This window comes from Sporosarcina aquimarina (assembly GCF_023715615.1).
In the GTDB taxonomy this organism is placed as follows: domain Bacteria; phylum Bacillota; class Bacilli; order Bacillales_A; family Planococcaceae; genus Sporosarcina; species Sporosarcina aquimarina_A.
This window is the reverse complement of the sequence record NZ_JAMBOM010000004.1, coordinates 175,982-202,488: the sequence shown is the minus strand read 5'-3', so window position 1 is coordinate 202,488 and position 26,507 is coordinate 175,982. Positions and strand designations below refer to the sequence as shown.

Sequence of the window (26,507 nt, the reverse complement as noted above, 5' to 3'; positions counted from 1 at the left end):
ATATTATTATTACGTTAAATCAATTATTTGTATTTCTGCATTTATATAGTCATAGACTTCCAATATTTCTTTTTCATAGTCGTTCTTGATTTCGAAATACTTAACACCTGAGCGTAAACAGTATTCTTTAAATTCTTTATGTTCAGTTATTAATTCTTTTATCGTTCTCTCTTCTGGACAACTACGTAGTTCAACAGCATTCCTATATCTCACTATTCTCGCCTCGAAATTTTCTTGTATATAATTCGAAGAAAAACCTAGGAATACTGAAATGATTTTCTTCGAATAATTGATATCAAAATCCTTCAGATAATGAGGTAATATATAGCATCCTTCAATAATTATATGTTGTTCATTCTCGATATTTGTCATAATCACCCCTTTCAATATTGGCCAAAGATAATCTCCAATGACTTCAGTATTATCTAGTGGTGTGAATTCACAATTCTTATCGCCTCTGTACAATCCCATTTTCAAATGATCTATTGAGAGATAAGGAATACCGTATCTTTCTAGCAAATTTTGAGCCATCATAGTTTTACCAGTACTTCCTACGGCACTTATTAAAATAATCATAGATTCCTCCGCTCTGATGATTCCTTAATTTATCATTGATAATTACACTAACTCGCCCGATTGCGATATAGAGCGATCGACTATTAAGCAACCGCCCTAACTCTGGAACTGTGTAACGCCGTTGATTTCCGTTCCAGACGGACGCGTTCCGGAGAGTGTGCCTTGAGCCGTTTCCTTCGCTACTCTCCATCCAGGGTCTCAAGGCACGTTGATCCTCCAGAAGTCTCTGTCTTGCACTCCAATCAATTTAGCGTGGTATGCAAGAATTGCGCCCGATTGTTGTGTATTCCTTCATGTTTATATTAAAAATCAGAGGTATCTAATTCTTCGTCAGTATTCTTATCCATTAATCTGATTTCTCCACCAGTTAATGGTTCTTCGCTTTCAAGATACCAGATAAACAAACCTTCTAATCGAAACCTTTCTATCTCATCTTGAGGCAACATCGCTAAATTTAGTATAGTGGCTTGTTCTTCATTGACTTGAACAATTCGATCATCGCCTTGCTTGATTAAACCATAGATTAAATTCTCACCCTGTCCTTGGAATCCATTCAGACTATCACTATCATAATTTCTCTCACTGGCCATTGGACTCCAAGTCAGCGTATCTGCTTTCCATCCAAACATTCTTTTTTGAACATAAACAGCACCTAAGTTTTCCTCGTTTTTTATAAAAAAGAAAAGTGCTTTGTCATTTAACTTGTATCCAGGTATTAAGGACAAATCATTATCAATTTCAAATAATGCTTCTTGAGGTTCAGAGTATGAATTTGGTTTTTCAGATAGTAACCAAATAATAGCTAAAATTACTGATACTAAAAGGGCAGTTAGTAACCACCTTTTCATTAATTCACTCTCCTTTCTACTACAAATAAAATGGCCAGACTGCGATATAGAGCGATTACCTATAAGCAATCGCCCCGATTCTGGAACTGTGTAACGCCGTTGATTTCCGTTCCAGACGGACGCGTTCCGGAGGGCGAGGCTTGAGCCGCTACCTCCGTTACACTCCGTCCACGGTCTCAAGGCACACACTGACCCTCCCAGAGTAGCTGTCTTGCAATCCAATCAACTTAGCGTGGTATGCAAGAAATGCGCCCTTTTGTGAATATGGAAAATGCAATGGAGTCTAAAATGACTTCTCCAAAAATTTTACTAAAGCACCCGTTTTGTATAAATAGAGGTTTTATATTTTAATTATATCTGTAAATAATAACCATCTACAAAATCCATAATTTACACTATAATATTAAAGGCAATACCTTATTAAACAACTGGACAAGCTGGGGGCTGTATTGATGAAAGCGTTAAAATCAATCGTATTTGGGGTATTCGGTATAATTACTGTGCTAATTTTATTCCTAGCTATTATGGCATTTATTTCATTTATCAAAGAAAAATTATTTGTTCTTGATAGTTCACTTTTGTTGATTTTTAAATCTCCTGCATCAAAGTTTATTTATATATATGAGCTTTACCTAATGTTTGCACTTTTCCTTCTTTTTAATAAAGATTTAAGAAAATGGTTTTCTGGATTCATAAAAAAACATCGAAGAATAGTATTTCCCATTTTCTGCATAGTTAACATTATGTTGTTTTATGCTATTGTCACGGATGTAGCGGTTGTTACTAAAAATAAAATTATTAACCATTCTTTCCTAGTACCTCAAGGAAAGCAATACAATTTCAATAATATTACTAAAATTACCACAGGAATTTATGGAAAAAACAATTCTTTGGTCCCTCGAAAGGTGATTTTTATTACATCATAGAATTAGATGGTAGTACAAAAATTGATTTGGGAGATAACGGAGTAAGCCCAATTATTTTCAATGAAGATGATAATGATGAAGCAGACTCCCGGTTTATTCTTGCAAAGCTTGACCGGCAATGGGTTGACATGGGGATTCCGAAAAAATCCAGTATGTCCAATTTCAAATATACATATGATTCTTTAGACGGAACCTATTCAAATAAAATTCGCAGTATTTTAGAGAATAACAAATAAATGTGCATTTTCCACAAATTGAATCTACTGCTAGAAAAACCAGGCGGCTTTGCCCGGTTTTTCTTATTTTAGTTTAGTGAAACACTTTTATAGAAAGGAAAGCCGGGACTCATCTTTTCTTCAATTTAATGTCCCTTATATGTAAAAAGGGCACTCGTTCTTATGCAAGAATTGGTCCATTAATAAAGTTAGACTAGAAAATCATTAATCAATTGATCTGTTGTAAGTACTGTAGCAAATTCATCATTTATTGTAGCTAAAGATACATTGTGTATAGTTTCAGCATCATAATATATATTATTTTGATCACTCAAGCCGAAAGCAGCTGTTGCATCAGAAATCAGATATGTTTCAAAACCTAAATTTCCACTCATTCTTGTAGTCGTTGATACACAATGTGGCGTTGTCAAACCAGTAATAACAACTTGTGATATTTCGTTTACTCTTAAAAAGTCTTCTAAATTTGTACCAATAAAACTACTGTTTACTTTCTTTTCAATGACTACTTCTTCACCAATAGGTTCTACTATTTCTTTAATGGCATAGCCTTCATTCTTCGGATAAAATAATGAGCTAGGATTATCGGAGGTGTGTTTTATATGTATCACCAACCAGTCCTTCTTCCTCCATAATTTTAGAATGCGACTGATATTTTCTTCCGCGTTGAGATTATTACGTTCACCCCACTTTTGGTTCTCAAAAGCCTTCTGTACATCAACTATAATTAATGCCTTTTTTATTCCAACCATATGATCACTCCTATATTTTTCCCCGATAATCTTGCCCGTTACTTGAATGTATCCTTCATTATTCCTACTCTCCGTTACTAGGAGCTGAAGACAGACGACTCTGAAGGGATGAGCGCCCACAGAACGCAAGATTTTAGCGACCGAGGAGGCTCAACACCCTCTGAAAGCGTTCCATCTGGAGTCCAATGTAACAACTTACATGTTAGATAATGACCCTATTCATTAATACCGGGCGAAGATCCCTATTCAAGAATTGCGCCCGTTTACTGACTATCGTTTGTATGTAGTTGAACCCCTTGATGCTTTGATTGGATTAAATAGCCGCCACCGAACTCAAAAGCAGTATCGTATCCCACATTGAATTCGCAAAGATCTATTAAACCCTTGAAAGAGATGGGAATATTAGGATTCCAATTTACGTTTTCCAATCTTACGGGGAAATTATCGTCATTAGGGTTTGGAGTATGAATAAAAACGGCATCCATACAAGCATCCTTGAGGTCTAAATAAATCCAAGATTGATAAGGTTTTTTAAATATTTTTAGCCTTTTTAATAGGTTTTTATATAAGGTTATTTGTGCCTTTATATGCTCTTTTCTTATCTTGTTACTGTAATCTCCAAGACCAAAAAAATCTAAGTGTACGTGCCAAAAGTCAAACCAAGCATCATTATCAAATTGCAAATGAATGTAACCTTCTTCAACTTCTCTCCAAAGATTACGAAAATATCGTCTCTTGCCACGGAATTTTTTCATTTCAACCTCCAATTTGGCCAATATGGCTTCTTCAGTTAGCAGATTAGTTCAAAAAAGCTTGTTCTATTAAATCGTCCTATTGCGACATAGTCGTGTTACAAAAATGCACATATTAGTTGAACGTTGTTTGGTTTCTTGTGACGGTGTCTATCAATTCATCAATTGTTCCATTACTCTTTTTGACATTTGATAAATGATAAAATGTGCTGGTTGTTTCAAGATTGTTTAGATCGTCATTTGGTGAATGAAGATATACTTCTTTTCCTTGACCGAGTGCAATTCCAAATTCAATATGACTTCCTTATCCAGCTGGCAATAAAACTATAACAAAATCGGCATCTAAAACCGCGTTTTTTTTCTTGAAATCCGATTTCCTTCAAATCTGCAATGGTTGAAGCTCCTTCGTTCTTAGTCCAATCATACGTATTAATAAATCCCTTATCTACTAATCTCGTGCTTACATGGCGAACTAAATCAATATTCTTAAAGCTAGACGCTACATAAAACTTTTTAATTTGAATTCCCCCCTAAACTTAGATAATCTGGCAAGTTAGAAGGGCAACTGCCCCCGTGGACTACTCATTTTTTATTTCTAATTGATTTATTAACTTGCAAAGATAACCAATTATATATTCTCTTTGAGCCGTTTCTTCAATGTCATTATTTTCTACAAGGTCATTAATTCCTTTATCAATTATGTCCCATAAAGGAGTTCCTTCAAATATTTCATATGGATGTGCCATATAACTATAGCCTCCCTTTTTATCTACTGATAATGGGCAGATTGTTAAATAGACGAAAGCACTTATAACGCAATCGCGCCCGATAACTTATCATCTTTATTTAGTAGTCCGTTTTCCTTTTCTTGCCACCAAAAACTTTCCAAGTAAAATAAGTCACTCACAAGGCAATGCCCAAGACCAAAAATGGAATTTATAACTAACAGGTAAATAAACGTATAACAAGAAGCTCATAATAAAATATGGAGCAATAAGTAAAAAAACGTTTATTCTAAAAATGATTAAACAATTTATAAAACTCCTTTCTTGTTCAATTCAAAGAAATGGCTATATTATGGAATCGATTATCTAATTAACAAGTTGTATATAAAGGGAAAAACAAGCAGTAAAAAAAACGAAACGATGGCAACGTAGAGGACGGTTCCAACTAATGGCAGATACCATTTTTTCTTCTTGGATTTGTATTGGAACCAATAATTAGCTGCCCACAGGATAAACATAAAAATAAACATACCGATTTGAGACAACTTTTCGATGGGGTCATTTTCGGCTGGGCTAACACTAGGAAAAAGCCAAAAAAGACAGATAAATCCTAAAAGGATCACATTGACGATATGAACGACAATATTGTAAGAATTGTTCTTCATTAAATCTTCACCCCGATCATTTACAATCTCAATATTCTCCAACAGAATGCCCCGATTGCGATATAAACGAAATCACTTATAAAGCAATCGCCCCCGTTTGCGAAATTGTATTATGGTGTATTCCAAAATAAAAACATGACTATGAAGAACAATAAATAAATGACTAAAATTATTGGGAAAGCGTAAAGTGATACTCTCCCGAATTTGTCTTTTCTGCTGAACAAGGACAATACGAATGAGAGTATTAGAAGGATAAGTCCAAGTGGCATTGTAATGAAAAACTTGCCTTGGAAAATAAAAAGACAAAGAAAAATAAGTCCTACAATTAAACTAATAAATGAAAGCAATCCTAATCTACGTTTACTTCGCAAGAGTGTGACCTCCTAAATTCTACATAAGTAATTCACCAAAGACACCCATTGTTGGGTGGGAAGTGTACTAAACAATCCCTCCAACTACTAATACTGAATGTCTTCTAAAACCGAAGGATGATCTCCGTTTTTTGAATACCTGGCGAAATACTCTATATCTTTCTCAATAAGGTTCCAAACCATCTTTTCTTGTATCACTATCTTAAACGCTTCTTCTTTGTTGTGATTGTTCGGATCATATGCCTTAATCCAATGTTCTTTATTGTCGCTTGAATCACCTTTTTCAATCACCACTAACGACGAGGCAATCGACTCTCCACCACAGGAGGCAAGTATTAATGTGAAAAGGATAATGAATAACGCTAAAGCCTTTTTCATAATTTTTCCTCCAATGTTTAAATAATGATTTTCAGCTTAACAATTTGAACAGATTGTGGAATTTATGAATTTATCCAATCTACTATATTATACCAAACTTCAAGTGAATTATCAGAATTTGTTTAATGGTATGTCAAATATCCGAAAGTGCCAAGCTACTTGTTTCTAAAACATTTTTCTATCGTAGGAACAATGACAAAAACCCACATCTAGTAAAATAGGTGTGGGTTTTCATGATGACTAATGGGGCTGAGATTTGAAACTCTCTTTCTTTACACGTAATATTTATAAGATCACAATCACGTATTAAAATTCTCACGTAAAATCATACTTAATAGCACGATGTCCAATATCACTTCTCCAAAATACGCCCTTTCTATTAATCTTCTCTAACTCCTGATAAACCAACTCGCGCGCTTCAAGAAGATCTTTTCCCTTTGCAGTTGCAAGCAAAACACGACCACCATTTGTTACATAGTCCCCATTTTCATTCCTCGAAGTACCTGCGTGGTAAATATCTACATCCTCGGCTATCGTATCCAAACCGATTAACGGAGTTCCTGTGACGTATTCCCCTGGATAACCGTCAGCTGCAACCACTACGCCCATTACCGATGCTTCGTCCCATTCTAGTTCGTAAGGCTGGCGTTCGAGAACAGCGAGCAACGTTTCAACCAAATCGTTTTTCAATCGAGGCAATACGACTTGGGTTTCTGGATCACCAAAACGCGCATTGAATTCAATCACTTTCGGTCCTTTCTGAGTCACGATTACTCCCGCATAGAGAACACCAGTAAAATAACGATCTTCTGCTACCATCGCATACGCAGCAGGTTCTAAGATTAGTTCGATGGCATCAGAAATAACTTGTTTAGGAATTTGTGGCACTGGAGAATATGCACCCATTCCACCTGTATTTGGACCAGTGTCTCCATCAAATGCCCGCTTATGGTCTTGAGAAATTACCATCGGATAGACATTCTTTCCATTCACGAATGCCATTAATGAGAACTCTTCACCTTCCAAAAATTCCTCCATGATAACGGATGCTGAAGCTGTACCGAACTTCGATTGCAAGAGCATTTCTTGAAGTGCTTTTACTGCTTCTTCTTTCGTATGGGCAACGACTACACCCTTACCAGCAGCAAGCCCATCTGCTTTTATCACAATCGGAACGTCGACTTCATCTAAAAAATTTATAGCTGATTCAAAATCTGTAAAAGTTTCATACGTAGCGGTAGGAATTCTATACGTCTTCATTAACTCTTTTGCGAAGGTTTTACTGCCTTCAATAATGGCAGCCCGTCTGTCAGGACCGAATACTTGCAGTCCTGCTGCTTTGAAATCGTCGACAATGCCATTGACCAATGGCGTTTCTGGTCCTATGATCGTTAAAGAAACATTATTTTCTTTTGCGAAAGCAATGAGTTCGTAATGATTATCTTCTGGAATCGGAACTAGTTCAGCCACATCTTCCATTCCAGGATTACCTGGAGCAACAAAAACAGTTTGGACACCTTTACTCATCGAACATTTCTTCGCCAGCGCATGCTCGCGACCGCCTCTGCCAATCACTAATACGTTCATGGAATCACCTCTAGGTTTAATGAAAATATGTACGTTGTTCTAGCATTCAAAACTTAGTGTTTAAAATGGCGAACGCCTGTAAAGACCATTGCAATACCGTATTCGTCTGCTTTTTTAATGGAATCCTCATCACGGACAGATCCGCCTGGCTGGATAATCGCAGTAATCCCAGCTTTGGCTGCCGCTTCGACTGTGTCATCCATTGGGAAAAATGCATCGGATGCGAGTGCAGCACCAGTTGCCTTGTCACCAGCTTGCGCGAGCGCGATATTTGCTGCACCGACGCGGTTCATTTGTCCTGCGCCAATTCCAAATGTCATCTGCTTTCCGCTAACGACAATTGCATTGGATTTCACATGTTTCACAACTTTCCAACCTAACTTTAATGCAGCCCACTCTTCTTCAGAAGGTTCGCGCTTTGTCGGGATGGAAATCGTTGCCTGATTGAACCCGTACGTGTCTAAATCCTGAATAAGTAATCCACCTTGGATCGACGTCACTTTTTGCTCGTTTTTACGTTCTCCTTTAAAATCGACAGTCAACAATCGAATATTCTTTTTAGCTGTTAAAACTTCTAATGCATCCTTTGTAAATGAAGGTGCAATAATGATTTCTAAGAAGATATCTTTTAGCATCATTGACGTTTTTAAATCTACCTCGCGATTCAACGCAATGATTCCTCCGAAAATCGAAGTTGAGTCTGCTTCGTAAGCTTTTCTGAATGCTTCAACAAGTGTTTTACCGACACCTACTCCACATGGGTTCATATGCTTTACTGCAACTGCCGCTGGTTGTTCAAAGTCACGGACTATGAGTAATGCTGCGTCTGCATCATTGATATTGTTGTAAGATAACTCCTTACCATGTAATTGCGTGCCATAGGCTACAGAAAACGTAGAGCCTAATGGTTTTTGATAAAACGAAGCGTTCTGATGGGGGTTTTCCCCGTAACGAAGAGATTGTTTTAAATTATACGTAAGCGTTACACTTTCAGGGTTCTCTTCTTCTGCAAGCGAAGTCATATACTCGGAGATGACTGCATCATAGGCAGCTGTATGACGGAATACTTTTGCTGCAAGCTGGCGTTTCTTCTGCCCAGAGACTTCGCCGTTTTCCGAAAACTGAGCGAGCACGATGTCATAATCTGACGGATCTACAACCACCGTCACGAATTCGTGGTTTTTCGCAGCAGAACGAAGCATTGTCGGACCGCCAATATCGATGTTTTCAATGGCTTCTTCGGGAGTAACGTCAGGTTTTGCGATTGTATGCTGGAACGGATATAAATTAACGCACACTAAATCGATTGGCTGAATATGATGCTCTGCTAATTGAGCAAGATGTGAGTCATCATTTCTTCTTGCCAATAATCCCCCATGGACGTTAGGATGCAATGTTTTCACTCTGCCATCCATAATTTCAGGGAATTTCGTTACTTCCTCAATCCCGATCACTTCAATTCCATTTTCAGCGAGTGTTTTTTTGGTCCCTCCAGTAGACACGATTTCAAATCCTAACTCTTTTAGACCCTTCGCAAACTCAACAATACCTGTTTTATCGGAAACACTAAGCAATGCACGTTTCATTCGACTTTTCCTCCCTATATATGCGCGAGTATGTCATCTAGCCTTTAATGATTAAAATACTTTCCCAAGAATTCAAGGAGAAGCATTTGTAGTTTCTTTTGTGAACAGCTCCTGAAGTACTTTTGCGTAGCAGATATGCTCTGCCTGTTGAATTCGTTTTTGTACATCATCTCTTGAATCATTTGAATGTATCTGAATTTCGGTTTGAGCAATAATAGGACCTGTATCCATACCTGAATCGACATAATGTATGGTCAACCCACTTACTTGAGCACCAGCATCCAATGCCTGCCCAATAGCATCTTTCCCTGGAAATGCTGGCAATAAGGAAGGATGAATGTTCACAATCGACTCGGGATATTCCTGTAGAATCGTAGTCCCAATTAGTCGCATATATCCTGCCAAAACGATGAATTCAACATCCCGTGATTTTAGCTGCTGGACAATTTCCATTTCAAACGCTGTTTTGTCAGCGAAATCTTTTGGAGAACTGCAAAAACTATCGATCCTAGCTTGTTGAGCTCTTAGCAAAACAGCTGCAGATGGTTGGTCACAGACTAGCAACCGAATATTTGCATCGAGTGTGCCTGCATTTACGGCTTCCACTAAAGCTTGGAAGTTACTGCCGCTCCCTGATGCAAATACGGCAATTCTCTTCATGATTCACCTATTAACGAGACACCAGGTTGATCGACAACTTTCCCAATTCGATAGGCTCTTTCGCCGTGCTTATTAAAAAAAGCAACGAGTTCACTGGCTATTTCCTCTTCAACAACAAGCGCCATTCCTATCCCCATATTAAAGATATTGTACATATCCTCTCGTGGGATATTCCCAGTCTCTTCTATAAGACTAAATATAGGATGAATTTTCCAAGCACCAGACTGGATTTCCATACCTAAATCTCCTGGCATCATTCTAGGGAGGTTTTCAATGAAACCACCACCTGTGATATGTGCCATTCCCTTGATTTCATACTCTTTCAATGCAGTTAAAATAGACTTTACGTAAATCTTCGTAGGCTTTAAGAGTTCTTCTCCGAGGTCACACCCAAGTTCAGGAATGAATTCAGATAGATTCATTGCTGCTTCTTCTAACAAAATTTTGCGGACGAGTGAATATCCGTTACTGTGAATGCCACTTGAAGCCAATCCTATAATGCAGTCGCCTGCTTGAATGTTTTCCCCAGTTATCAAATCCTGTTTTTCACAAGCACCTACTGTAAAACCTGCTATGTCATACTCTTCCTCGCTATACAGTCCAGGCATTTCAGCCGTCTCGCCCCCGATTAATGCACAACCTGCTAGGACACAACCATCCGAGACACCTTTTACGATACTTTCAATCTTTTCGGGATCTGCTTTTCCACAAGCAATGTAGTCTAAAAAATACAGGGGTTCTGCACCTTGTACGATAATATCGTTCACACACATAGCTACACAGTCGATGCCGATACTCTCGTGTTGGTCCATCATCATCGCAAGCAAAAGCTTTGTTCCTACTCCATCTGTACCTGAGACAAGTACCGGTTCGCGTAGGTTTAGCTGGGATAGATCAAACATCCCACCGAAACCACCAAGTCCACTTATTACTTGCGGCCGCATCGTTTTCTGTACATGTTTTTTCATGCGCGAGACAGCTTCGTAACCTGCTTCTATATCTACTCCCGCCGATTTGTATGCATTTGACATGAATTGAGGTCTCCTTCACTCAGCATTTTATGGAATCTATTTCTTGATCGGAATAGATTTCCGTAGGATACTTTCCGTTAAAGCAAGCGAGACACTGTCCTCGGTTCTCACCCTCAAACGGTCTTCCAATGGCTTCAACTGTGCCCTCAATACTTAAAAATGTGAGAGAGTCCGCTCCAATAAGTTCACGAATTTCTTCAGCTGATTTTTTAGCGGCAATCAATTCATCTTTATCGGATGTGTCAATCCCATAAAAACATGGATTTTTAATAGGCGGTGAGCTGATGAGAACATGGACTTCTATCGCACCAGCATCCTTCAACATTTGTACAATCCTTTTGCTGGTCGTACCGCGTACGATAGAATCGTCTACCATGACGACTCTTTTTCCTTCTACAACGCCACGGACAGGGGAAAGCTTCATTTTCACACCTTGTTCTCTTAACGATTGAGAAGGTTGTATGAAAGTCCGGCCGACATAGCGATTTTTCAGTAAGCCCATTTCATAAGGAATCCCACTAGCTTCCGCATATCCAATCGCTGCGGAATTGCCCGAATCAGGGACACCTGTAACAACGTCTGCTTCTATCAATTTTTCAACAGCGAGTTGCTTTCCAAGGTTTTTTCGAGCGGTATGAACATTAATGCCATCAATGTTACTGTCAGGACGGGAAAAGTAAATATACTCCATCGTACACATGGAACGTTGTTTGCAAACAGCGAATCGTTCACTCGTGATTCCCTTATCATTGATGATCAGCAGTTCCCCTGGTTCAATATCTCGGAGAAAATCCGCTCCTACTATATCCAGCGCACACGTTTCGGATGCGACAACATAAGCGTCACCCAGCAACCCAAGAGATAAAGGTCTAAGTCCGTTTGGGTCCATTGCGACGAACATTTCAGTATCCGTCATGATTAAGTACGCATACGCACCTTTTAATGAGTTAAGTCCATTTGTAATCCGGTTTTTCAACTCTGAAGAACCGCCTTTACGTATTAAATGTGCGAGTACTTCAGTGTCAGATGTGCTATGAAAAATACTGCCTTGTGCTTCCAATTCTGATTTCAACTGATCCGCATTCACGATATTTCCATTGTGAGCCATCGCCATGGATTCATTTTGAAAGTTAAATAACAGAGGCTGGACGTTTTCAAAACCGCCGCCACCCGCCGTTGTATAGCGGACATGGCCAATTGCTGCATTTCCAGACAAGGACTGCATTTTCTCTGTATTGAGTACTTCCGTTACTAATCCTTCCCCTTTTACACTAGACAGCTTTCCATCGTTCGCCAAAACCATCCCTGTTCCTTCTTGTCCGCGATGCTGCAGGCTATGCAATCCGTAATAAGTTACTTGCGCAGCATCCGGGTGTCCCCAGATGCCAAACAAGCCACACTCCTCATTTAATCCCTTTAGTTCAGCAAGCATGGGATCGCACCTTTCCAAGCTTTCTCTAATGATTGAACAGTTGTATCGATTAACAGTCCGTCTTGCTCATGAGAAATGGTTAAGTGATTATTATTCGTGACTGTCCCAATACACCTTGCATCTTGAACAATCCTTTCAAAAGCAACGCGTTGTTCAGGGGCAACAGAGACAACAAATCTAGATTGTGTTTCACTGAATAATTCCGTGACTGCTTCCATATGAACAATAATACGGGCTCCTAAGTTTGTTCTGAAGAGTGATTCTGACAAAGCAACTGCAAGACCACCTTCTGAGAGATCATGAGCCGAAGCAACACATCCATTTTGAATGGCTCTTAACAGCTGTTGCTGGCGTAGCTTTTCTAGTTCCAAGTTGATAGAAGGAGACTTACCAAAGATTTTTCCTTCTGTCATTTTTTGCAGCTCACTGCCTCCGAATTCTGTTTTCGCATCTCCGATAACATAAATCAGATCACCAGAATTTTTGAATTCTTGCGTTGTGATATGAGCTAGATCTTTGATAAGACCAACCATTCCGATAACAGGTGTTGGATAAATCGCCTCCCCGTTTGTCTCGTTATAAAGTGATACATTGCCACCAATAACAGGTGTACTCAAGATTTTGCATGCTTCACTAATTCCATCTGCCGCCTTTTCGATTTGCCAGAAAATCTCTGGCTTTTCAGGATTTCCAAAGTTCAGGTTATCTGTAACCGCTAATGGTTCCGCTCCAGAACACACGATATTGCGTGCAGCTTCAGCTACAGCAATCTTCCCTCCAACTTCTGGGTCCAAGTGAAGATAACGGGCATTACAATCTGTAGTCATGGCTAGCGCCTTGTTCGTGTCGCGAATTCGTACAATAGCCGCGTCGGAACCTGGAGGGACAACTGTATTCGTCCTCACCATCGTGTCGAACTGATTGTAAACCCACTCTTTACTTGCAATAGTGGGTTGTGAAAGTAAACCAACCAACGTTTCTTTATAGTCATCAATAACAGGAGCTACGTTTGTCATTACTTGAAAGTCACGGAAATATTGCGGTTCATTAGATGGTTTGTAGTAAACGGGCGCTTCTTCTACCAAAGCATCCACTGGAACGTTCGCAACAACGTCGCCTTTATGAGTAAGTTTCAGCAGTTTCTCTTCCGTAACAGATCCGACAGCTACTGCTTCCAGATCATACTTCGCAAATAAATTTGCAATTTCTTGTTCGCTACCCTTTTTAACGACAATGAGCATTCGCTCTTGAGATTCTGATAACATCATTTCATAAGCAGTCATTCCGGGTTCGCGCTGTGGGACAAGGTCAAGATTCATCTCGATTCCCATACCTGCTTTACACGCCATCTCTGCCGATGAGCTTGCGAGACCTGCTGCTCCCATATCCTGAATCCCAACAAGTGCATCATGCTGAATCAGCTCAAGGCAAGCTTCCATTAGCAGTTTCTCCATGAAAGGATCTCCAACTTGAACTGCTAGACGATTTCCTTCAGACGAATCTGTCAATTCTTCCGATGCAAAAGTTGCCCCGTGTATGCCATCGCGGCCCGTTTTAGCTCCGACATGCATGACGATATTGCCGGCTCCGTGGGCTTGTCCTTTTTGAATATCTTCATGTTTGATCAAACCCACACACATTGCATTGACGAGTGGATTCCCCTCGTAAGAAGAATCGAATTGAATTTCGCCGCCGACTGTGGGGATACCAATACAATTCCCGTATCCGCCTATTCCCGCAACCACTTCTTTGAACAGGTACTTCACTCGAGTATTTTCCAATTCACCGAAACGTAGTGAATTTAATAAGGCGATTGGACGTGCACCCATTGAAAACACATCACGGATAATCCCGCCGACTCCAGTTGCTGCACCTTGATAAGGCTCGATTGCAGATGGGTGATTGTGGCTCTCGATTTTGAAAACGACCGCTTGCCCATCTCCAATGTCAACAATTCCTGCACCTTCACCAGGTCCTTGAAGCACGTTATCCCCAGAGGTTGGGAACTTTTTTAAAATTGGCTTGGAATTTTTATAGGAACAGTGCTCTGACCACATGACAGAAAACAAACCTGTTTCGGTATAGTTCGGTGTGCGGCCTAGCATGTTTTCAACCATTGCAAACTCTTCATCTGTAAGACCCATAGCTGCATATTCACGATGTGATTTAATCATTTCCGGACTTGGCTCAAGCATTAACGACATAACTTTCCCTCCAATTTCTTACGATTGATTGAAATAGCTTTAATCCGTCTTCACTTCCAAGTAAACAATCGACGGCACGTTCCGGATGAGGCATCATTCCTAATACGTTACCGTTTTCATTTACGATTCCTGCGATATTCTCTAAGCTGCCATTTGGATTATCCATATGATACGTAAATGTAATTTGATTGTTTTCCTTTAAGTGTGATAACGTCTCTTCGTCGCAATAGTAATTGCCTTCACCGTGAGCAATTGGAAGAGTAATCGTTTCTCCCTTTTTGTAGCTAGTCGTAAACATCGTCGTATTATTTTCTACTTTTAGCTGTGTTTGTTTACAAATGAATGCTAGATCACGGTTTTTTCGCATCGCTCCCGGTAATAATCCAGCTTCCAATAAAATTTGAAAACCATTACATACGCCTAGTATTGGAACGCCTGCAGCCGACGCCTTTACCACTTCCGGCATTATTTTTGAGAAGCGAGCAATTGCGCCTGTGCGGAGATAATCTCCAAAGGAGAAACCACCAGGCAAAAGAATCCCATCGAAGCCCTTTAAGCTATCCGCTGTATGCGGTACGTATTCTACTTCTTCACCTAACTCGTCCTGAATGGCATGAAACATATCGATATCACAGTTGGAGCCCGGAAATACGATCACAGCAAATTTCACAGCGCGACAACCTCCTCGATTTCATAGCGATAATCTTCAATAACTGTATTGGCTAAAAGCCGTTCACACATTTCTTTAATTGCATCGTCGATATTTTGATTGGTCTTATCAATTGTCAACTCCATGTATTTACCAATCCGGACGTCACGAACGGACTCAAACGCCATACTGTGTAAAGCAGATTCCACGGCTGTACCTTGTGGATCCAAAACATTTTCTCTTAATGTGATAAATACCTTTACTTTATACATATTGACGCCCTCCCAGTTTTGAATAGATTGTTTGATAACCATTAACTAAATTCCCTAAATCACGACGGAATACATCCTTATCGAGCTTTTCTTCTGTTTCAGCGTCCCACAATCGACATGTATCCGGAGAAATTTCATCTGCTAAAAGAATGTCACCATCAGCAAGTTTTCCAAACTCTAACTTGAAATCTATTAAGCGGACTCCTATTTCAGCAAAAAGGCTTGATAAAATTGTATTCACTTTTAAAGCTCTTTGTTTCAAAAGTTGAACTTCCTCTACAGTTGCGAGGTCTAATTCTTGAATATGTGCTTCGGTTAACAAAGGATCTCCAAGCGCATCATCTTTGTAATAAAATTCAACGATTGGTTGCTTTAACGGCTGACCTTCTTCTACTCCAAGCCGTTTAGACAAGCTACCAGCAACTATATTACGGGTTACAACTTCAAGTGGAATAATCGTGACTCTCTTGACGAGTTGTTCAGTTTCGGAAATCTTTTTAATAAAATGACTTGGAATGCCAGCCTCGTGCAGCTTTAAAAATAGCAGGCTAGTAATACCGTTAGTCAATACACCTTTACCAACGATTTCTTCTTTTTTCTCACCATTGAGTGCTGTTGCAAAATCTTTGTATTCTGCCCATACAACGTTCTGATCATCTGTTGCATAAATTCTTTTGGCCTTGCCTTCATATAGCAATTCTCGCTTTTCCATCTGAAGAACCTCCGCAGTAAAGAATAATGTACTTTTTAAGATAGATGCTAAACGTCTTGACTCAATTAGTGATTCCAAATTCTACTTTGTTCAATCTCAGCAAGTGCTTGATCTACCGAGTTTCGTAACACATTAACATGACCCATTTTGCGTTTCGGTATCGCATCTTTCTTGCCGTATAGATGAACTTTCCAATCCTTTACTTCAGGAATCACCCTTAGAAGGTCCTCCACATGTTCGCCGAGAATATTGACCATCACAACAGGGCTCATTAAATCCGTTTTCCCTAAAGAGCAATTGCACACTGCCCGAATATGTTGTTCAAATTGCGATGTCTGACATGCTTCCATCGTGAAATGACCTGAATTATGAGGGCGTGGTGCCAATTCATTTATTAGAATCTCTTCCTGTTCGGTTACAAACATTTCAACACCTAACGTACCGACAAGATTTAGCCGCTCCGCTAATTGCTTCGCAAGCTCTGTCGCTTTGCGCGAGGTATCCCCACTAATTCGTGCAGGAACAATACTTTTGTGCAAAATGTTCTCATGATGGATATTTTCTGCAACAGGGAAGCATTTCATTTCACCAGTTGTTTTTCGAGTGACGATTACAGAGATTTCTTTTGTAAATGGAATCCACTTTTCAATGACACATGTACCGTTTTTCAGAAGGTCCGAAGCTTTTGCAATATCAGACTCTGATTGAATGATAAGCTGTCCTTTTCCATCGTATCCTCCACGAGTTGTTTTCATCACACATGGATACTTTAACGTTTTAATGTTCTCAAGAATGTCCGCTACATTTTTCACGATTCCGTATGGTGCAACCTGGGCTCCTGCTTTAGTGATTGCGTCTTTTTCTGTGATTCGATTCTGTGTAGATTTTAAAAGTTCTGCTCCTTGTGGTAAGTAACTATGCTCTTCTAACCACGCTAATGCTTCAAAACTTACATTCTCGAATTCATACGTAATGACATCGCTCAGTTCAGCAAGTTGTTGGATTGCATCTAAATCGTCATAGGCACCATTAATTTCAATATCAGCAATTTGCCCACATGGACAGTCCTTTGTCGGATCTAATACTGCAATACGAAAACCCATAGCCTTCGCAGACAAAGCCATCATTCTTCCCAGCTGGCCGCCGCCGATAATGCCAATTGTTTGTCCTGGTAAAATTACGTTAGGTAAGTTGGTCATTGCTTTTTAACACCTTTACTTTAGTTTCATTTCTCAGTATTTCTAATCTGTCTGCAATCTTGGAATCCGTGCTACCGAGAATTTGAGCAGCCAATAACCCCGCATTTGTTGAGCCGGCTATTCCAATTGCAACAGTTGCAACAGGCACTCCCCCAGGCATTTGGACAATTGAAAGCAATGAGTCCATTCCATTTAACGCTTTTGTTTGAATAGGAACACCAATAACAGGCAATGTTGTCTTGGCAGCGGTCATACCAGGTAGATGAGCAGCCCCGCCAGCTCCAGCAATAATAACCTTCAAGCCTCGTTCTCGTGCGGATTCTGCGTACTCAAACAACAATTCAGGTGTACGATGTGCGGAAACTACTTGCTTTTCATAAGGAATCCCAACTTGATCCAATGCTTCACACGCATTTTTCATCGTTTCCCAATCGGAAACACTTCCCATAATGACTCCAACTTGTGCGTTCACTGCTTTCCCTCCCACATTTCCATACGTAAATGACTCGTAGAAATAAAAAAACAGGCAGGGAACTTTCTCGAAAAAGAGAAAGTTCCCTGCCCAGATAAATAGCCTTTTACAATAAAAGGACAGACCTATCCTAAGTAAAGGGTGCACTTTCTCTCATAGTCCGACAATTTACGGTTATCGGGTAGAAACGTTCGGGCCATATTCCCGGAGATATATGAGAGATATAAGTAAGTTCGTAATTATCTTAACAATCGATTATCCTGACGTCAACCGAAAACCGAATATTTATTGATTGATAAATAAAAACGTTCGGTTTTAGGTTTTCGAAGATGGAAAAACATCAGTTTCTATTAGTGATTATCATCATTTCAACTATAAAACAAATAGTTAGTTTTTTAGGTTGCCCTACAGTTCGTAGAGAAACCAACTTCGTTAACTAAACCAATGAGTTTTTTGTTAACAAAATTGGCACCAATAAGACACTGGCTACTGCAAACTTTCTCTTAGAAAATCAGTTATTACTAGTGCTTCCTTATAAACGGACGGTGCCAAAGAGAAGCATGGTAGGCGATGGAAAACCCTGAGGGGAATTAAAAAAATATCTATGCAGGCGATGCTTACTTTTGCTGCCCAAAATCTGAAGAAACTTGTTAGCAGGATATGGAGCCCACATGTGAGGGCAAGCTCCCTGGAAAGCGTCCATCCCGAACCGATATCAACGGCTCTTAACCAGTTGCAGATTTATACGCTCAAAAATCAAAAGGGTTGGAAATCATTTCGATTTCCAACCCTTTTGTCTACAGTCTGATGAGATCGTCAATTGACGATCTCATGTTATCTAACTAACGAGCCCCTGATAAATTGAAGTCTATATTTTTTGTATTTCCTCAGCCAACTCCAAAATGATTCCTTCTGGTCCGCGAACGAAGCATAATTTATATGTGTTTTCGAAGTTTTGTATCTCGTCTATAAGCTCTGCACCATTCTTTTTCAACTTGGTAACTAGGGCTTCAAGATCTTCAACAGAAAAAGCAATATGCTGGGTACCAAAAGTATTTACCTCAGGAAGCGTTATATCATTTTCATCTGATTCCGTGTGAAATTTTACTAGTTCTATAGTTGCTTCGCCCCCGAGCGGTCGCAACATTACAATTTCCAACATTTTACATTTCTCTTTAACGTCATGAAGACGTATCATGCGTTCCAACCATTCCCCTTCTACTTCTGTTTCGCCTACCAATTCAAGGCCAAAGTCAAGAAAAAATGCTTTCATGGCGGGGAGATCCTTAACAATTATACCTACATGATCGATTCTATGGATTTTCATATTTCATATCTCCTTGCTCTTAATTTTCATTTGTGAAATTTATTAGTTCTTCTCTATTGCTTACAGGCTATTCCACTTTCTACCACAAAATGGGTGATTACAATATGGAGGAAATACCTATCTTCCGCCCTATTTTGGAAAAATAATATGATTTAAGTTAGATGGTATTGTAGAAGATTAGAGTTTGATAAAATTGGTGCGTACTTATTGAGCAAGCACTACTCTTTTATAAACAAAAGCGAATTAACGGATTCGAGCCTTTCGAAATCCATCGTATACATTGAAAGCTGCAGATAAAGTAAATATGATTATTCCGCCACCCACTATCCATGTTTTAAATTGCATAGCTGTTGTGTTAAATAACCCACTCATATACGTAATAAATTCTTGATCCATTAACTCAGGATTGCTTAACATGATAATAAATACAATGGTTGAGATAAGCTCAAGGGCAGTAGTAAAGATTGCCGTTTTCTTCGTCCATTGCCCTATGATTAGTTTGTAGAGAGATAACCCAATTTCGAGGGCAATGATAACGAGAACAATTGGCCAATAATGTAGTAATACATCTTGATTTAAAGCCGGAATCACAAATTCAAGCTTACCTTCCATGCTTTCATATACACCTACAAGATGGTTCGCATAAAAATAAAGAGTCGCCCAAATCGCTGTCCACATTAAGTAGCCAAATACTGCGAGCTTCGTAATCACTTTTTTCTTAGGAATATAAGGAATGCTTTTCAAGTCATCAGGGGTCCATTTTTTTAGACTTGCTGACAATGGATGCTGATCTTTTCCTTTATCTGCTCGTTCGATAATGGCGAAAATAAGTGTTAGCCAGAAGAAAGTCTGGATGCCTACTTCAATGACTTTCCACAAAGCAAAACCAGTAAGATCTAAAACCACATGAATTACCGCTTCTTCGCCACGATACCCAATAAAATATTCTGCAATTAGAGAGATCAGAGAAATAGTAACAGCAATGGGCAAAATCATTTTTAATAAAGAGACATATACATCAAAATAGCGCGGTCCGATTAGATGCATTGGTTGATCTCGATATCCACTAGCTAACGTTGCTGGATTCCCTAATTTTTCAAGAACTTCATTTATATCCTTCTCGTTGTAATCGTCAGGCAACATATCCTCAATGGTAGACCGTAATTCGAGAGCGATATCCTCACGATTTTTTTCAGGTAGTCTGCGAGTGACTTCATGTATATATACTTCAATCAAATTCATCATCTTCCTCCCCTTTTAATACACCATAAAGTTCTTTTGAATTTTTAATCCATTCTTTTTTCAACTGCAAAAAGATTTCGAGACCGTATTCACTTAAAACATAATACTTACGTGGCCTGCTTTCAGATGTATCCCAGCTGCTCGTCACTAATTCCTGTTTTTCTAAACGACGAAGCAACGGATATAAAGTACTTTGATCGATGCTAATGCCTGACTTCTCCAATAACTGAACAAGTGAATATCCATACTGGGGTGTTCGTAATTGACTTAAAACGGCTAATGTCAATGTTCCTCTTCTAAGCTCTGTCGTTAATGAATTCAGTAAAGTACTCATTCACTCACCTCTCCAGTTATACTATATGATTTATACTATGTATGATACACCATTGTTGTGACAGTAACAATTGAATTTATATACTCATTAAGACATAAAACGTATATTAGCTAAAAGAGTATTTAAAAACAATATTTATATAACCTGTTAAGAAAATCTAACTATAAAAAGCCCAATTTCTCGGTGTTATAAGAGAGGAATTGGGCTTTGGCAAAAAAAAAAATGTTCCTTATACTGAATAAGGACAGATTACTTAGATCAGAATCGCTTCAGTTCTTTCAACGTAATCAATTTTATAGAAGTTCTCATTCAACCTTTGCATTCATTTTGAGTAAGTATAGGGATACATCTATCAATAATTGAATAGATAACTTTGTACTTGCATAAGAACCCTTAACTTTTGATTTGCATTAAACTCGTCCATAAAAATTCTTCACCGAATAACTCTTCTGATTGTGCAGGCTTTTTCATCTTTCTAAAATTCAAAATTTCAAAGTCTTTATTAAATATCTCCTTTAATCTTTCTTCAGAGTAACCTATACCGCCCTTTAAACTTTTGTCTTTGTAGACATCCCGATCAGATGTATCTAAAGCGCCATCTGTATTAAAGCAAACAATGCCAAAGTATCCGCCTTTTTTTAGCGCTCTTTTAATAATCTCAATATAAGTCAAACGACGATGCGGCGCTAAATGATGGAACATTCCGCAATCGTAAATAAAATCGTATGAATTCGGTTCAAATTTAAAATCAAATAAGGAAACACAATGAAAATCGAGATTTACCCCTTCCTCATCTGCTCTTTCTTTCGCCCATTCAATCGCTCTGTTTGAAAGATCTAATGCACTTACATTCATCCCTTGTTTAGCCATATAAATAGAGTTTCTCCCAGGTCCCGCCCCAAGCTCCAATACCCTTTTAGGCGAAAGCCCCTTACTTAAATATTCAACTAAATTCTCGTCAGGTCCTTTTACTTTGAAGAACGGAATATTTTTTGTCCTATCTTTATAAAAGTCCTCCCAAAATTGCTTAGGTTCTCGGAGATCATCGTCCAACATTTCCAATAGATCTTCGTAATTTAAAATAGTTTCCCCCATAAATACCCCTCCAATTTGACTCGCCATTCCATTCTCTATACAGGCACTTCGTTATGCATCCATTAATTCCGATGGAAAAATTAGTCCGTTTTTACAAGTACTTCATCAAACAACTCGCACAGAAAGGTTAAAATATAATTTCATTAGGCTCGTCTCCAGGAGCGGTTAGAAGTACCTTATTAAGCTTAGGTACGTAAGAAACTGTATGTAAAGTCCCGAAGAAATGTTCGTAATCTGTATAAAAGACTGGAGATGCTTGATCACTAAACCAGTTATGAACCTCTCTAACAGGTTTTTGAGACTTAGATATTTGAGATAATGCTTCCATCCTCTCTAAAGAAGAGTAAACGTTCGCTCGATTATAGCTTTGCATCTTGTCTGTTTGAAACATATTCACACAAGAAAGTGATTCTTTTTCACGATGTGTATTCGTCTTCTCTGGAGATGCTTCAAAAACAGCGAAATTCCCATATCGGTCAGCTAATGAATAATTATAGCTAGCTGCATGCGGTAGTTCTTTCAATAAATCAAGAGCTTCTTCTACAGTTTTGCACATTTCTAATACAATTCTTACTATCGTACTTCCGATAAATCCTTTTTTGTGCAGATCATTGTTAACAAAATGCAACCCGCAAGTTAATCCATTATGGTTCATCCCGTCCAACCGACCAACCACCAGCTCCGAGTTTCCACAAGTCCAATCGTTTTCTTTATGTCTTTGAATAACGAAGCTTCCATCGTAAATTAACGGACTGAAATCATAATTACGCACGTAATAATCCGATGTTATAAAACTTGTACAACCCATTTCTAGAATAGGCATGTCGTATCCACCGAACAGTTTTAAAGCATCACTTTCTGTATACTTCAACCCTTCTTGAAGGCCATTCAATTCGTCTAATAGGTTAGGACAAAATACCTTTAACGTGTTTTTAATTTCTTTCGTGTTTTGTTCTAGGCTCAAGTTTTCTTTAAAACCAGAAAGCATACTTTGATAATGCAATGATTGGTTAATCATACGTCCATGTGCTAAGCCTACATCATAATAACTCCCTTTAAAATCCAATATATCTATTTTTCTCATGTTCTCTACCCTCTCCATGCAATATTTTGATTTTAGTTATTTAACTTCAATAATTTACTCACAAAATGGTTCGCTTGAAGGGGGATCTTAATTCAATAATAGCCTCCGATTGCTTGCTACATTGCTCATTAAAAATCTCGAATGGAATCCAATATTTTTTCAATCTCTTTTTGGGGAGTAGTCCCAACATTGTTATAGAGAAGGCGAAAATATAAAGTGTATAGAAAGTTTCGCACATTAAGTTTAAGATACAAGCCGTTAAGGTCAGATACCAGTTTCTTCTGAGTGTCCAATTGGAATTTCAACTTGTTCAGCCAATTTAAAATTTGCTGTTCACTTAATAACCCTCTATCAATTGTACTAAATGCAGAGAGTGCCAAGCGTTCATCCTCGTTATGAGTAAAAACAGAATTAGAGAAAAGAATTTTGGCACTAATTATTTCCAGTAGTTCTGTTAAATCATCTTCTTCTATGTAGCGATGCTTGGCAATATCCTCCAATGCATCAGCTGCGTGAGCCAAAGCATGTGCCCCCCCCTTACCAACGACATATCCTCTTAGGTCTTTTTCATTCCTAACATAAGCGAGAAGTCTTTTTTGTACGTACTTTATTTCACTTTCGGACAAAAAAGAGTATCGATGATCTACATTCAAAATAAGAGGCACTATCAATACTGAGAATGACCTCACAAATACGGAATCAGTTTCACTTTCTCCTAACCTATAAAATAGATGTTGATCATCAACACAAATATCTAGAAGTTGTTTTAACTGATTCTTGTTTAGTACGTTTTTTGTAACAATCATTTGCCCGAATGTTCTGTAAATCAATTCATCACGAAGTTCACTGTCTGTTGCTCCAATGTTCTTTAGCATTTCGGAAATTAACTTATCAAGATTATAACCAGTGAACTTGTAGTCATTTTTTTTAATCTCTACTAATTGGCGTTTTAGCTCTTCCATTGAAATACCTCATTTCTTATTTTGCTATGTATTTATGCGTTATTTTGGACCAATTCATTCATACACCTTATGTGACAACTGCCCCCGATGATGGAACAATAGGAAATCACTCGTGCTATTAGTAGTCAAACTAATTTACAAATGACTAAAGATTTAATTCTTTATATATAAATCATTTTATATGGCTAATGAAATAGGTTTAATAGGATTCTTAGAGCTCTTAACCAAGTTTTTATGTTTTATCAGAATTAGCTCCATCCCAACTATTCAAGCATTCTAAGAATAGAGCAGAGACTCCAATAGTTGCCTAGCCTTTTCTATAATTTTCTATGGGTTCAAACCAACTAACTAAATATTCGGTATATGAAACCGATTTAAATACACGGGGTTCTTTTTAAAATTGAATCGTAGTAATTTCTCAATAGCCTCATAAGGAACTGTTCCATCCAGTCTTTACATTCATCAGAATCAACAATAGCTATGGTGAAGTAAGAGCTTATTCAAGCTGGTTAGATTGAAGTGCAGTCCATCTACCGAAACTGCACTCGTTTGCTAATAACAGAATACAAATTGTAAACTTATTTTATTGGAATCCAGATTTCCGAGTATAAATCTAAATTATTGGGATCTTCATCCGTATATAGTTCAAATTCTGGTATACCGGCATGTTCATACCCAGTGGAAGGGAACCATTCGGAGAAAATTTGTTTCCAGGCGTTTTGCATCGCTACAGGCATTTGTCCATGCACTTCAAAAACCGCCCACTTCGAAGCTGGAATTTCTAAGCTAAGCATCCCATCTGGAACTTTCCCAGCGTACGAGGTTGCCACCCAATAATCAAACACATTAGCTTTTTTTTGCACTTCACTGACTTCCCCACAAACTCCTAAAACTCCTTTTACTACCCCGTCATTCAATTGAAACAGCAAATCGCTTGTGCCATCTAGATTGACCTCTTCCCAAAGATCCGGAATGCCTACTACGTTTTCTTCCCCTAGCACACTAGAAAATTCCCGCTTAACTCCAACAATTTGAAACGCATTCTTCTCAACCACACTGTATTTCATTGGTTCTGCCCCTTTCAAGGTTACCTGGATTATCAGGCGGTTATAGGATTGCAGCTTCCCTCTATTCTTTCGCGCTTCAGTAGGAGTAACTTTGTGCTGTCTGCGGAAAGCCTTAGAAAAAGCCTCGGGAGTTTCATAGCCATATTTATAGGCAATGTCAATAATCTTCGCATCCGTTATCAGTAATTCCTCCCCAGCCAATGTTAATCGTCGTCTTCTTATATAGTCACCCACTGTAATTTCTGTCAAAACAGCAAACGTTCGTTGGAAATGAAAAGGTGACACATTGGCTTGTTTAGCAATACTGTCTATCGTCATGTCTTCCATTAAATTTTTTTCCATGTATTCAATTGCCTTTTGTATTGACTCCACCCATGCCATGGCTTTCAACTCCTTATTCTCATCTTAGCAACTTTAAAAAAGCATATCCTGTCAATTTATGCTTTGCTGTGTCAGATTCGATTCCCTTCTTTCTGAAAGTGTAATTTAAGTGTAATGCAACAGGATTATTGCCTAATCTTGATGAATTAAAGTTGCTATAGCTATATGCAGATTTTTGTCCGGAATGCTGCCTAATTAGATTTGCCAGTGTTTATTTATTATCGCTATAAGTCGTTCTGAATTCTCCGTCGAAACATTTTCTGATAATCTCGCTCCAGCGATGACTGGAGCCCATTGGAAAACTTCCGATCTTCTAAATCCACTTTTATCACAATAAAGTCTTAAATAAACCTCAGCTAATTCAGTTGAAAATTGGGAATATAAAAGATAAGTGCGGTATACATCAGCACGAGGATCACCTGCACTTGCATCCACCCAATCTATAATAACCACTTCGTTGTCTGCCACGAGCAAATTGAACAAATGGAAGTCACCGCGACATAGTTTACTCTCAAATGTAAATGATTCCAGTTTTTTCAACAAATACAATTTTTGTCGTTCACCTATCGTAGTTACTGCTTCAATTTGGCGATATAATTTATCATGCATGGGTTCAAAGTCGTCTGGAATAATGCTATGAACTTTCAGTTGCATATCTACGGATGTGTTTAGGTAACTTTCAGCTTGGTCTTTATCCTTGAGTAATAATTCTCCTAATGATTCCCCCTTTATATATTCCATTGTAATTGCTTGTTTTCCATTTATAATGCTAACATCCAAAACCTTAGGTACAGGAAGACCACAAGAATAGGCGTATTTTTGCTTATTAGCTTCTTTTTTGGATTCATTATGCGGCAAAAAGTCATTAAAAACCTTGACTATTTTGTTTTCAGACAAATAAATCTTTGCAGTATTCCCTAGAGCTATAGGGTTATCTAAATTCATTGTGTGATTCCCCTCTACTTGTTTACTACCGCATCATGCG

The 26,507-nt window shown here is 38.5% G+C and carries 28 protein-coding genes, 1 pseudogene and 1 riboswitch; of the genes and pseudogenes, 3 read left to right on the top strand and 26 right to left on the bottom strand.

Features of this window, described 5'->3' with window-relative positions:
* Positions 1–9: 9 nt before the first annotated feature.
* Both M3197_RS12415 and M3197_RS12410 read right to left on the bottom strand, forming a co-directional pair.
* Complete coding sequence (locus M3197_RS12415; RefSeq protein ID WP_251661894.1) at positions 10–576, bottom strand: 2-phosphoglycerate kinase; 567 nt, start codon at positions 574–576, stop codon at positions 10–12.
* Positions 577–878: 302 nt separating this feature from the next.
* The gene (locus M3197_RS12410; protein WP_251661892.1) at positions 879–1,424 is read right to left on the bottom strand and encodes an aspartyl-tRNA synthetase; all 546 of its coding nucleotides are present in this window, start codon (positions 1,422–1,424) and stop codon (positions 879–881) included.
* A gap of 452 nt (positions 1,425–1,876) precedes the next feature.
* On the opposite strand from M3197_RS12410, the gene M3197_RS12405 reads away from it, so the two are divergent.
* A complete protein-coding gene (locus tag M3197_RS12405; protein ID WP_251661891.1) occupies positions 1,877–2,350 on the top strand; it encodes a hypothetical protein in 474 nt (157 codons plus the stop codon).
* 26 nt (positions 2,351–2,376) lie between these two features.
* Positions 2,377–2,586: a hypothetical protein gene (locus M3197_RS12400; protein ID WP_251661890.1), complete on the top strand. Its 210-nt coding sequence runs from the start codon at positions 2,377–2,379 to the stop codon at positions 2,584–2,586.
* A 188-nt stretch (positions 2,587–2,774) separates the two neighbouring features.
* Here the strand turns inward: M3197_RS12400 and M3197_RS12395 are convergent, their stop codons facing one another.
* From M3197_RS12395 to purE, 16 genes are all read right to left on the bottom strand, one after another.
* On the bottom strand, positions 2,775–3,335 hold the full coding sequence (locus M3197_RS12395; RefSeq protein ID WP_251661889.1) for a cysteine hydrolase family protein: 561 nt from the start codon (positions 3,333–3,335) through the stop codon (positions 2,775–2,777).
* Between the two features lie 263 nt (positions 3,336–3,598).
* Positions 3,599–4,090: a hypothetical protein gene (locus M3197_RS12390; protein ID WP_251661887.1), complete on the bottom strand. Its 492-nt coding sequence runs from the start codon at positions 4,088–4,090 to the stop codon at positions 3,599–3,601.
* Between the two features lie 575 nt (positions 4,091–4,665).
* Positions 4,666–4,833 carry a hypothetical protein gene (locus M3197_RS12380; protein WP_251661886.1) on the bottom strand — a complete coding sequence of 56 codons (168 nt, stop codon included), beginning with the start codon at positions 4,831–4,833 and terminating at the stop codon, positions 4,666–4,668.
* Positions 4,834–5,174: 341 nt separating this feature from the next.
* The gene (locus tag M3197_RS12375; protein WP_251661885.1) at positions 5,175–5,519 is read right to left on the bottom strand and encodes a hypothetical protein; all 345 of its coding nucleotides are present in this window, start codon (positions 5,517–5,519) and stop codon (positions 5,175–5,177) included.
* A gap of 416 nt (positions 5,520–5,935) precedes the next feature.
* Positions 5,936–6,226: a hypothetical protein gene (locus M3197_RS12370; protein ID WP_251661883.1), complete on the bottom strand. Its 291-nt coding sequence runs from the start codon at positions 6,224–6,226 to the stop codon at positions 5,936–5,938.
* A 315-nt stretch (positions 6,227–6,541) separates the two neighbouring features.
* Positions 6,542–7,813: a phosphoribosylamine--glycine ligase gene (gene purD / locus M3197_RS12365; protein ID WP_251661882.1), complete on the bottom strand. Its 1,272-nt coding sequence runs from the start codon at positions 7,811–7,813 to the stop codon at positions 6,542–6,544.
* A 53-nt stretch (positions 7,814–7,866) separates the two neighbouring features.
* A complete protein-coding gene (purH, locus tag M3197_RS12360) occupies positions 7,867–9,399 on the bottom strand; it encodes a bifunctional phosphoribosylaminoimidazolecarboxamide formyltransferase/IMP cyclohydrolase (RefSeq protein ID WP_251661881.1) in 1,533 nt (510 codons plus the stop codon).
* Between the two features lie 72 nt (positions 9,400–9,471).
* On the bottom strand, positions 9,472–10,059 hold the full coding sequence (gene purN / locus M3197_RS12355) for a phosphoribosylglycinamide formyltransferase (protein WP_251661880.1): 588 nt from the start codon (positions 10,057–10,059) through the stop codon (positions 9,472–9,474).
* Positions 10,056–11,090 carry a phosphoribosylformylglycinamidine cyclo-ligase gene (gene purM / locus M3197_RS12350; RefSeq protein WP_251661879.1) on the bottom strand — a complete coding sequence of 345 codons (1,035 nt, stop codon included), beginning with the start codon at positions 11,088–11,090 and terminating at the stop codon, positions 10,056–10,058. Before purM ends, purN begins: the two co-directional genes overlap by 4 nt.
* Positions 11,091–11,109: 19 nt before the next feature.
* On the bottom strand, positions 11,110–12,522 hold the full coding sequence (gene purF, locus M3197_RS12345; RefSeq protein WP_251661878.1) for an amidophosphoribosyltransferase: 1,413 nt from the start codon (positions 12,520–12,522) through the stop codon (positions 11,110–11,112).
* Positions 12,507–14,726 carry a phosphoribosylformylglycinamidine synthase subunit PurL gene (gene purL, locus M3197_RS12340; protein ID WP_251661877.1) on the bottom strand — a complete coding sequence of 740 codons (2,220 nt, stop codon included), beginning with the start codon at positions 14,724–14,726 and terminating at the stop codon, positions 12,507–12,509. Before purL ends, purF begins: the two co-directional genes overlap by 16 nt.
* Complete coding sequence (gene purQ, locus M3197_RS12335) at positions 14,710–15,396, bottom strand: phosphoribosylformylglycinamidine synthase subunit PurQ (RefSeq protein ID WP_251661876.1); 687 nt, start codon at positions 15,394–15,396, stop codon at positions 14,710–14,712. The genes purL and purQ overlap by 17 nt, the downstream gene beginning before the upstream one ends.
* Positions 15,393–15,647, bottom strand: coding sequence for a phosphoribosylformylglycinamidine synthase subunit PurS (purS, locus tag M3197_RS12330; protein WP_251661875.1), 255 nt, complete (start codon positions 15,645–15,647; stop codon positions 15,393–15,395). Before purS ends, purQ begins: the two co-directional genes overlap by 4 nt.
* Positions 15,640–16,359: a phosphoribosylaminoimidazolesuccinocarboxamide synthase gene (purC, locus tag M3197_RS12325; protein ID WP_251661873.1), complete on the bottom strand. Its 720-nt coding sequence runs from the start codon at positions 16,357–16,359 to the stop codon at positions 15,640–15,642. Before purC ends, purS begins: the two co-directional genes overlap by 8 nt.
* A gap of 65 nt (positions 16,360–16,424) precedes the next feature.
* Positions 16,425–17,558 carry a 5-(carboxyamino)imidazole ribonucleotide synthase gene (gene purK / locus M3197_RS12320; RefSeq protein WP_251661872.1) on the bottom strand — a complete coding sequence of 378 codons (1,134 nt, stop codon included), beginning with the start codon at positions 17,556–17,558 and terminating at the stop codon, positions 16,425–16,427.
* Positions 17,542–18,030: a 5-(carboxyamino)imidazole ribonucleotide mutase gene (gene purE / locus M3197_RS12315; RefSeq protein WP_251661871.1), complete on the bottom strand. Its 489-nt coding sequence runs from the start codon at positions 18,028–18,030 to the stop codon at positions 17,542–17,544. The genes purK and purE overlap by 17 nt, the downstream gene beginning before the upstream one ends.
* A 136-nt stretch (positions 18,031–18,166) precedes the next feature.
* Positions 18,167–18,268: riboswitch (purine riboswitch) on the bottom strand.
* A gap of 309 nt (positions 18,269–18,577) precedes the next feature.
* On the opposite strand from purE, the pseudogene M3197_RS12310 reads away from it, so the two are divergent.
* Positions 18,578–18,838 (top strand): annotated as a pseudogene (locus M3197_RS12310) (transposase); the annotation flags it as partial.
* Positions 18,839–18,898: 60 nt separating this feature from the next.
* On the opposite strand, the gene M3197_RS12305 reads toward M3197_RS12310, so the two are convergent.
* The 8 genes from M3197_RS12305 to M3197_RS12270 form a co-directional block, all read right to left on the bottom strand.
* A complete protein-coding gene (locus tag M3197_RS12305; RefSeq protein WP_251661870.1) occupies positions 18,899–19,357 on the bottom strand; it encodes a VOC family protein in 459 nt (152 codons plus the stop codon).
* Positions 19,358–19,600: 243 nt separating this feature from the next.
* The gene (locus M3197_RS12300) at positions 19,601–20,599 is read right to left on the bottom strand and encodes an HAAS signaling domain-containing protein (RefSeq protein ID WP_251661924.1); all 999 of its coding nucleotides are present in this window, start codon (positions 20,597–20,599) and stop codon (positions 19,601–19,603) included.
* Positions 20,586–20,933, bottom strand: a complete 348-nt coding sequence (locus tag M3197_RS12295; RefSeq protein ID WP_251661869.1) for a PadR family transcriptional regulator — start codon at positions 20,931–20,933, stop codon at positions 20,586–20,588. The genes M3197_RS12300 and M3197_RS12295 overlap by 14 nt, the downstream gene beginning before the upstream one ends.
* Positions 20,934–21,326: 393 nt before the next feature.
* A complete protein-coding gene (locus M3197_RS12290) occupies positions 21,327–22,028 on the bottom strand; it encodes a class I SAM-dependent methyltransferase (RefSeq protein WP_251661923.1) in 702 nt (233 codons plus the stop codon).
* A 127-nt stretch (positions 22,029–22,155) separates the two neighbouring features.
* Positions 22,156–23,112 (bottom strand): C45 family autoproteolytic acyltransferase/hydrolase, encoded by a 957-nt coding sequence (locus M3197_RS12285; protein WP_251661868.1) that lies wholly within the window; start codon positions 23,110–23,112, stop codon positions 22,156–22,158.
* Between the two features lie 128 nt (positions 23,113–23,240).
* Positions 23,241–24,074, bottom strand: coding sequence for a DUF2785 domain-containing protein (locus tag M3197_RS12280; RefSeq protein WP_251661867.1), 834 nt, complete (start codon positions 24,072–24,074; stop codon positions 23,241–23,243).
* Between the two features lie 578 nt (positions 24,075–24,652).
* Positions 24,653–25,522 (bottom strand): AraC family transcriptional regulator, encoded by an 870-nt coding sequence (locus tag M3197_RS12275; protein WP_251661866.1) that lies wholly within the window; start codon positions 25,520–25,522, stop codon positions 24,653–24,655.
* Positions 25,523–25,717: 195 nt separating this feature from the next.
* Positions 25,718–26,467 (bottom strand): aminoglycoside phosphotransferase family protein, encoded by a 750-nt coding sequence (locus M3197_RS12270; RefSeq protein WP_251661865.1) that lies wholly within the window; start codon positions 26,465–26,467, stop codon positions 25,718–25,720.
* Between the last annotated feature and the right edge of the window lie 40 nt (positions 26,468–26,507).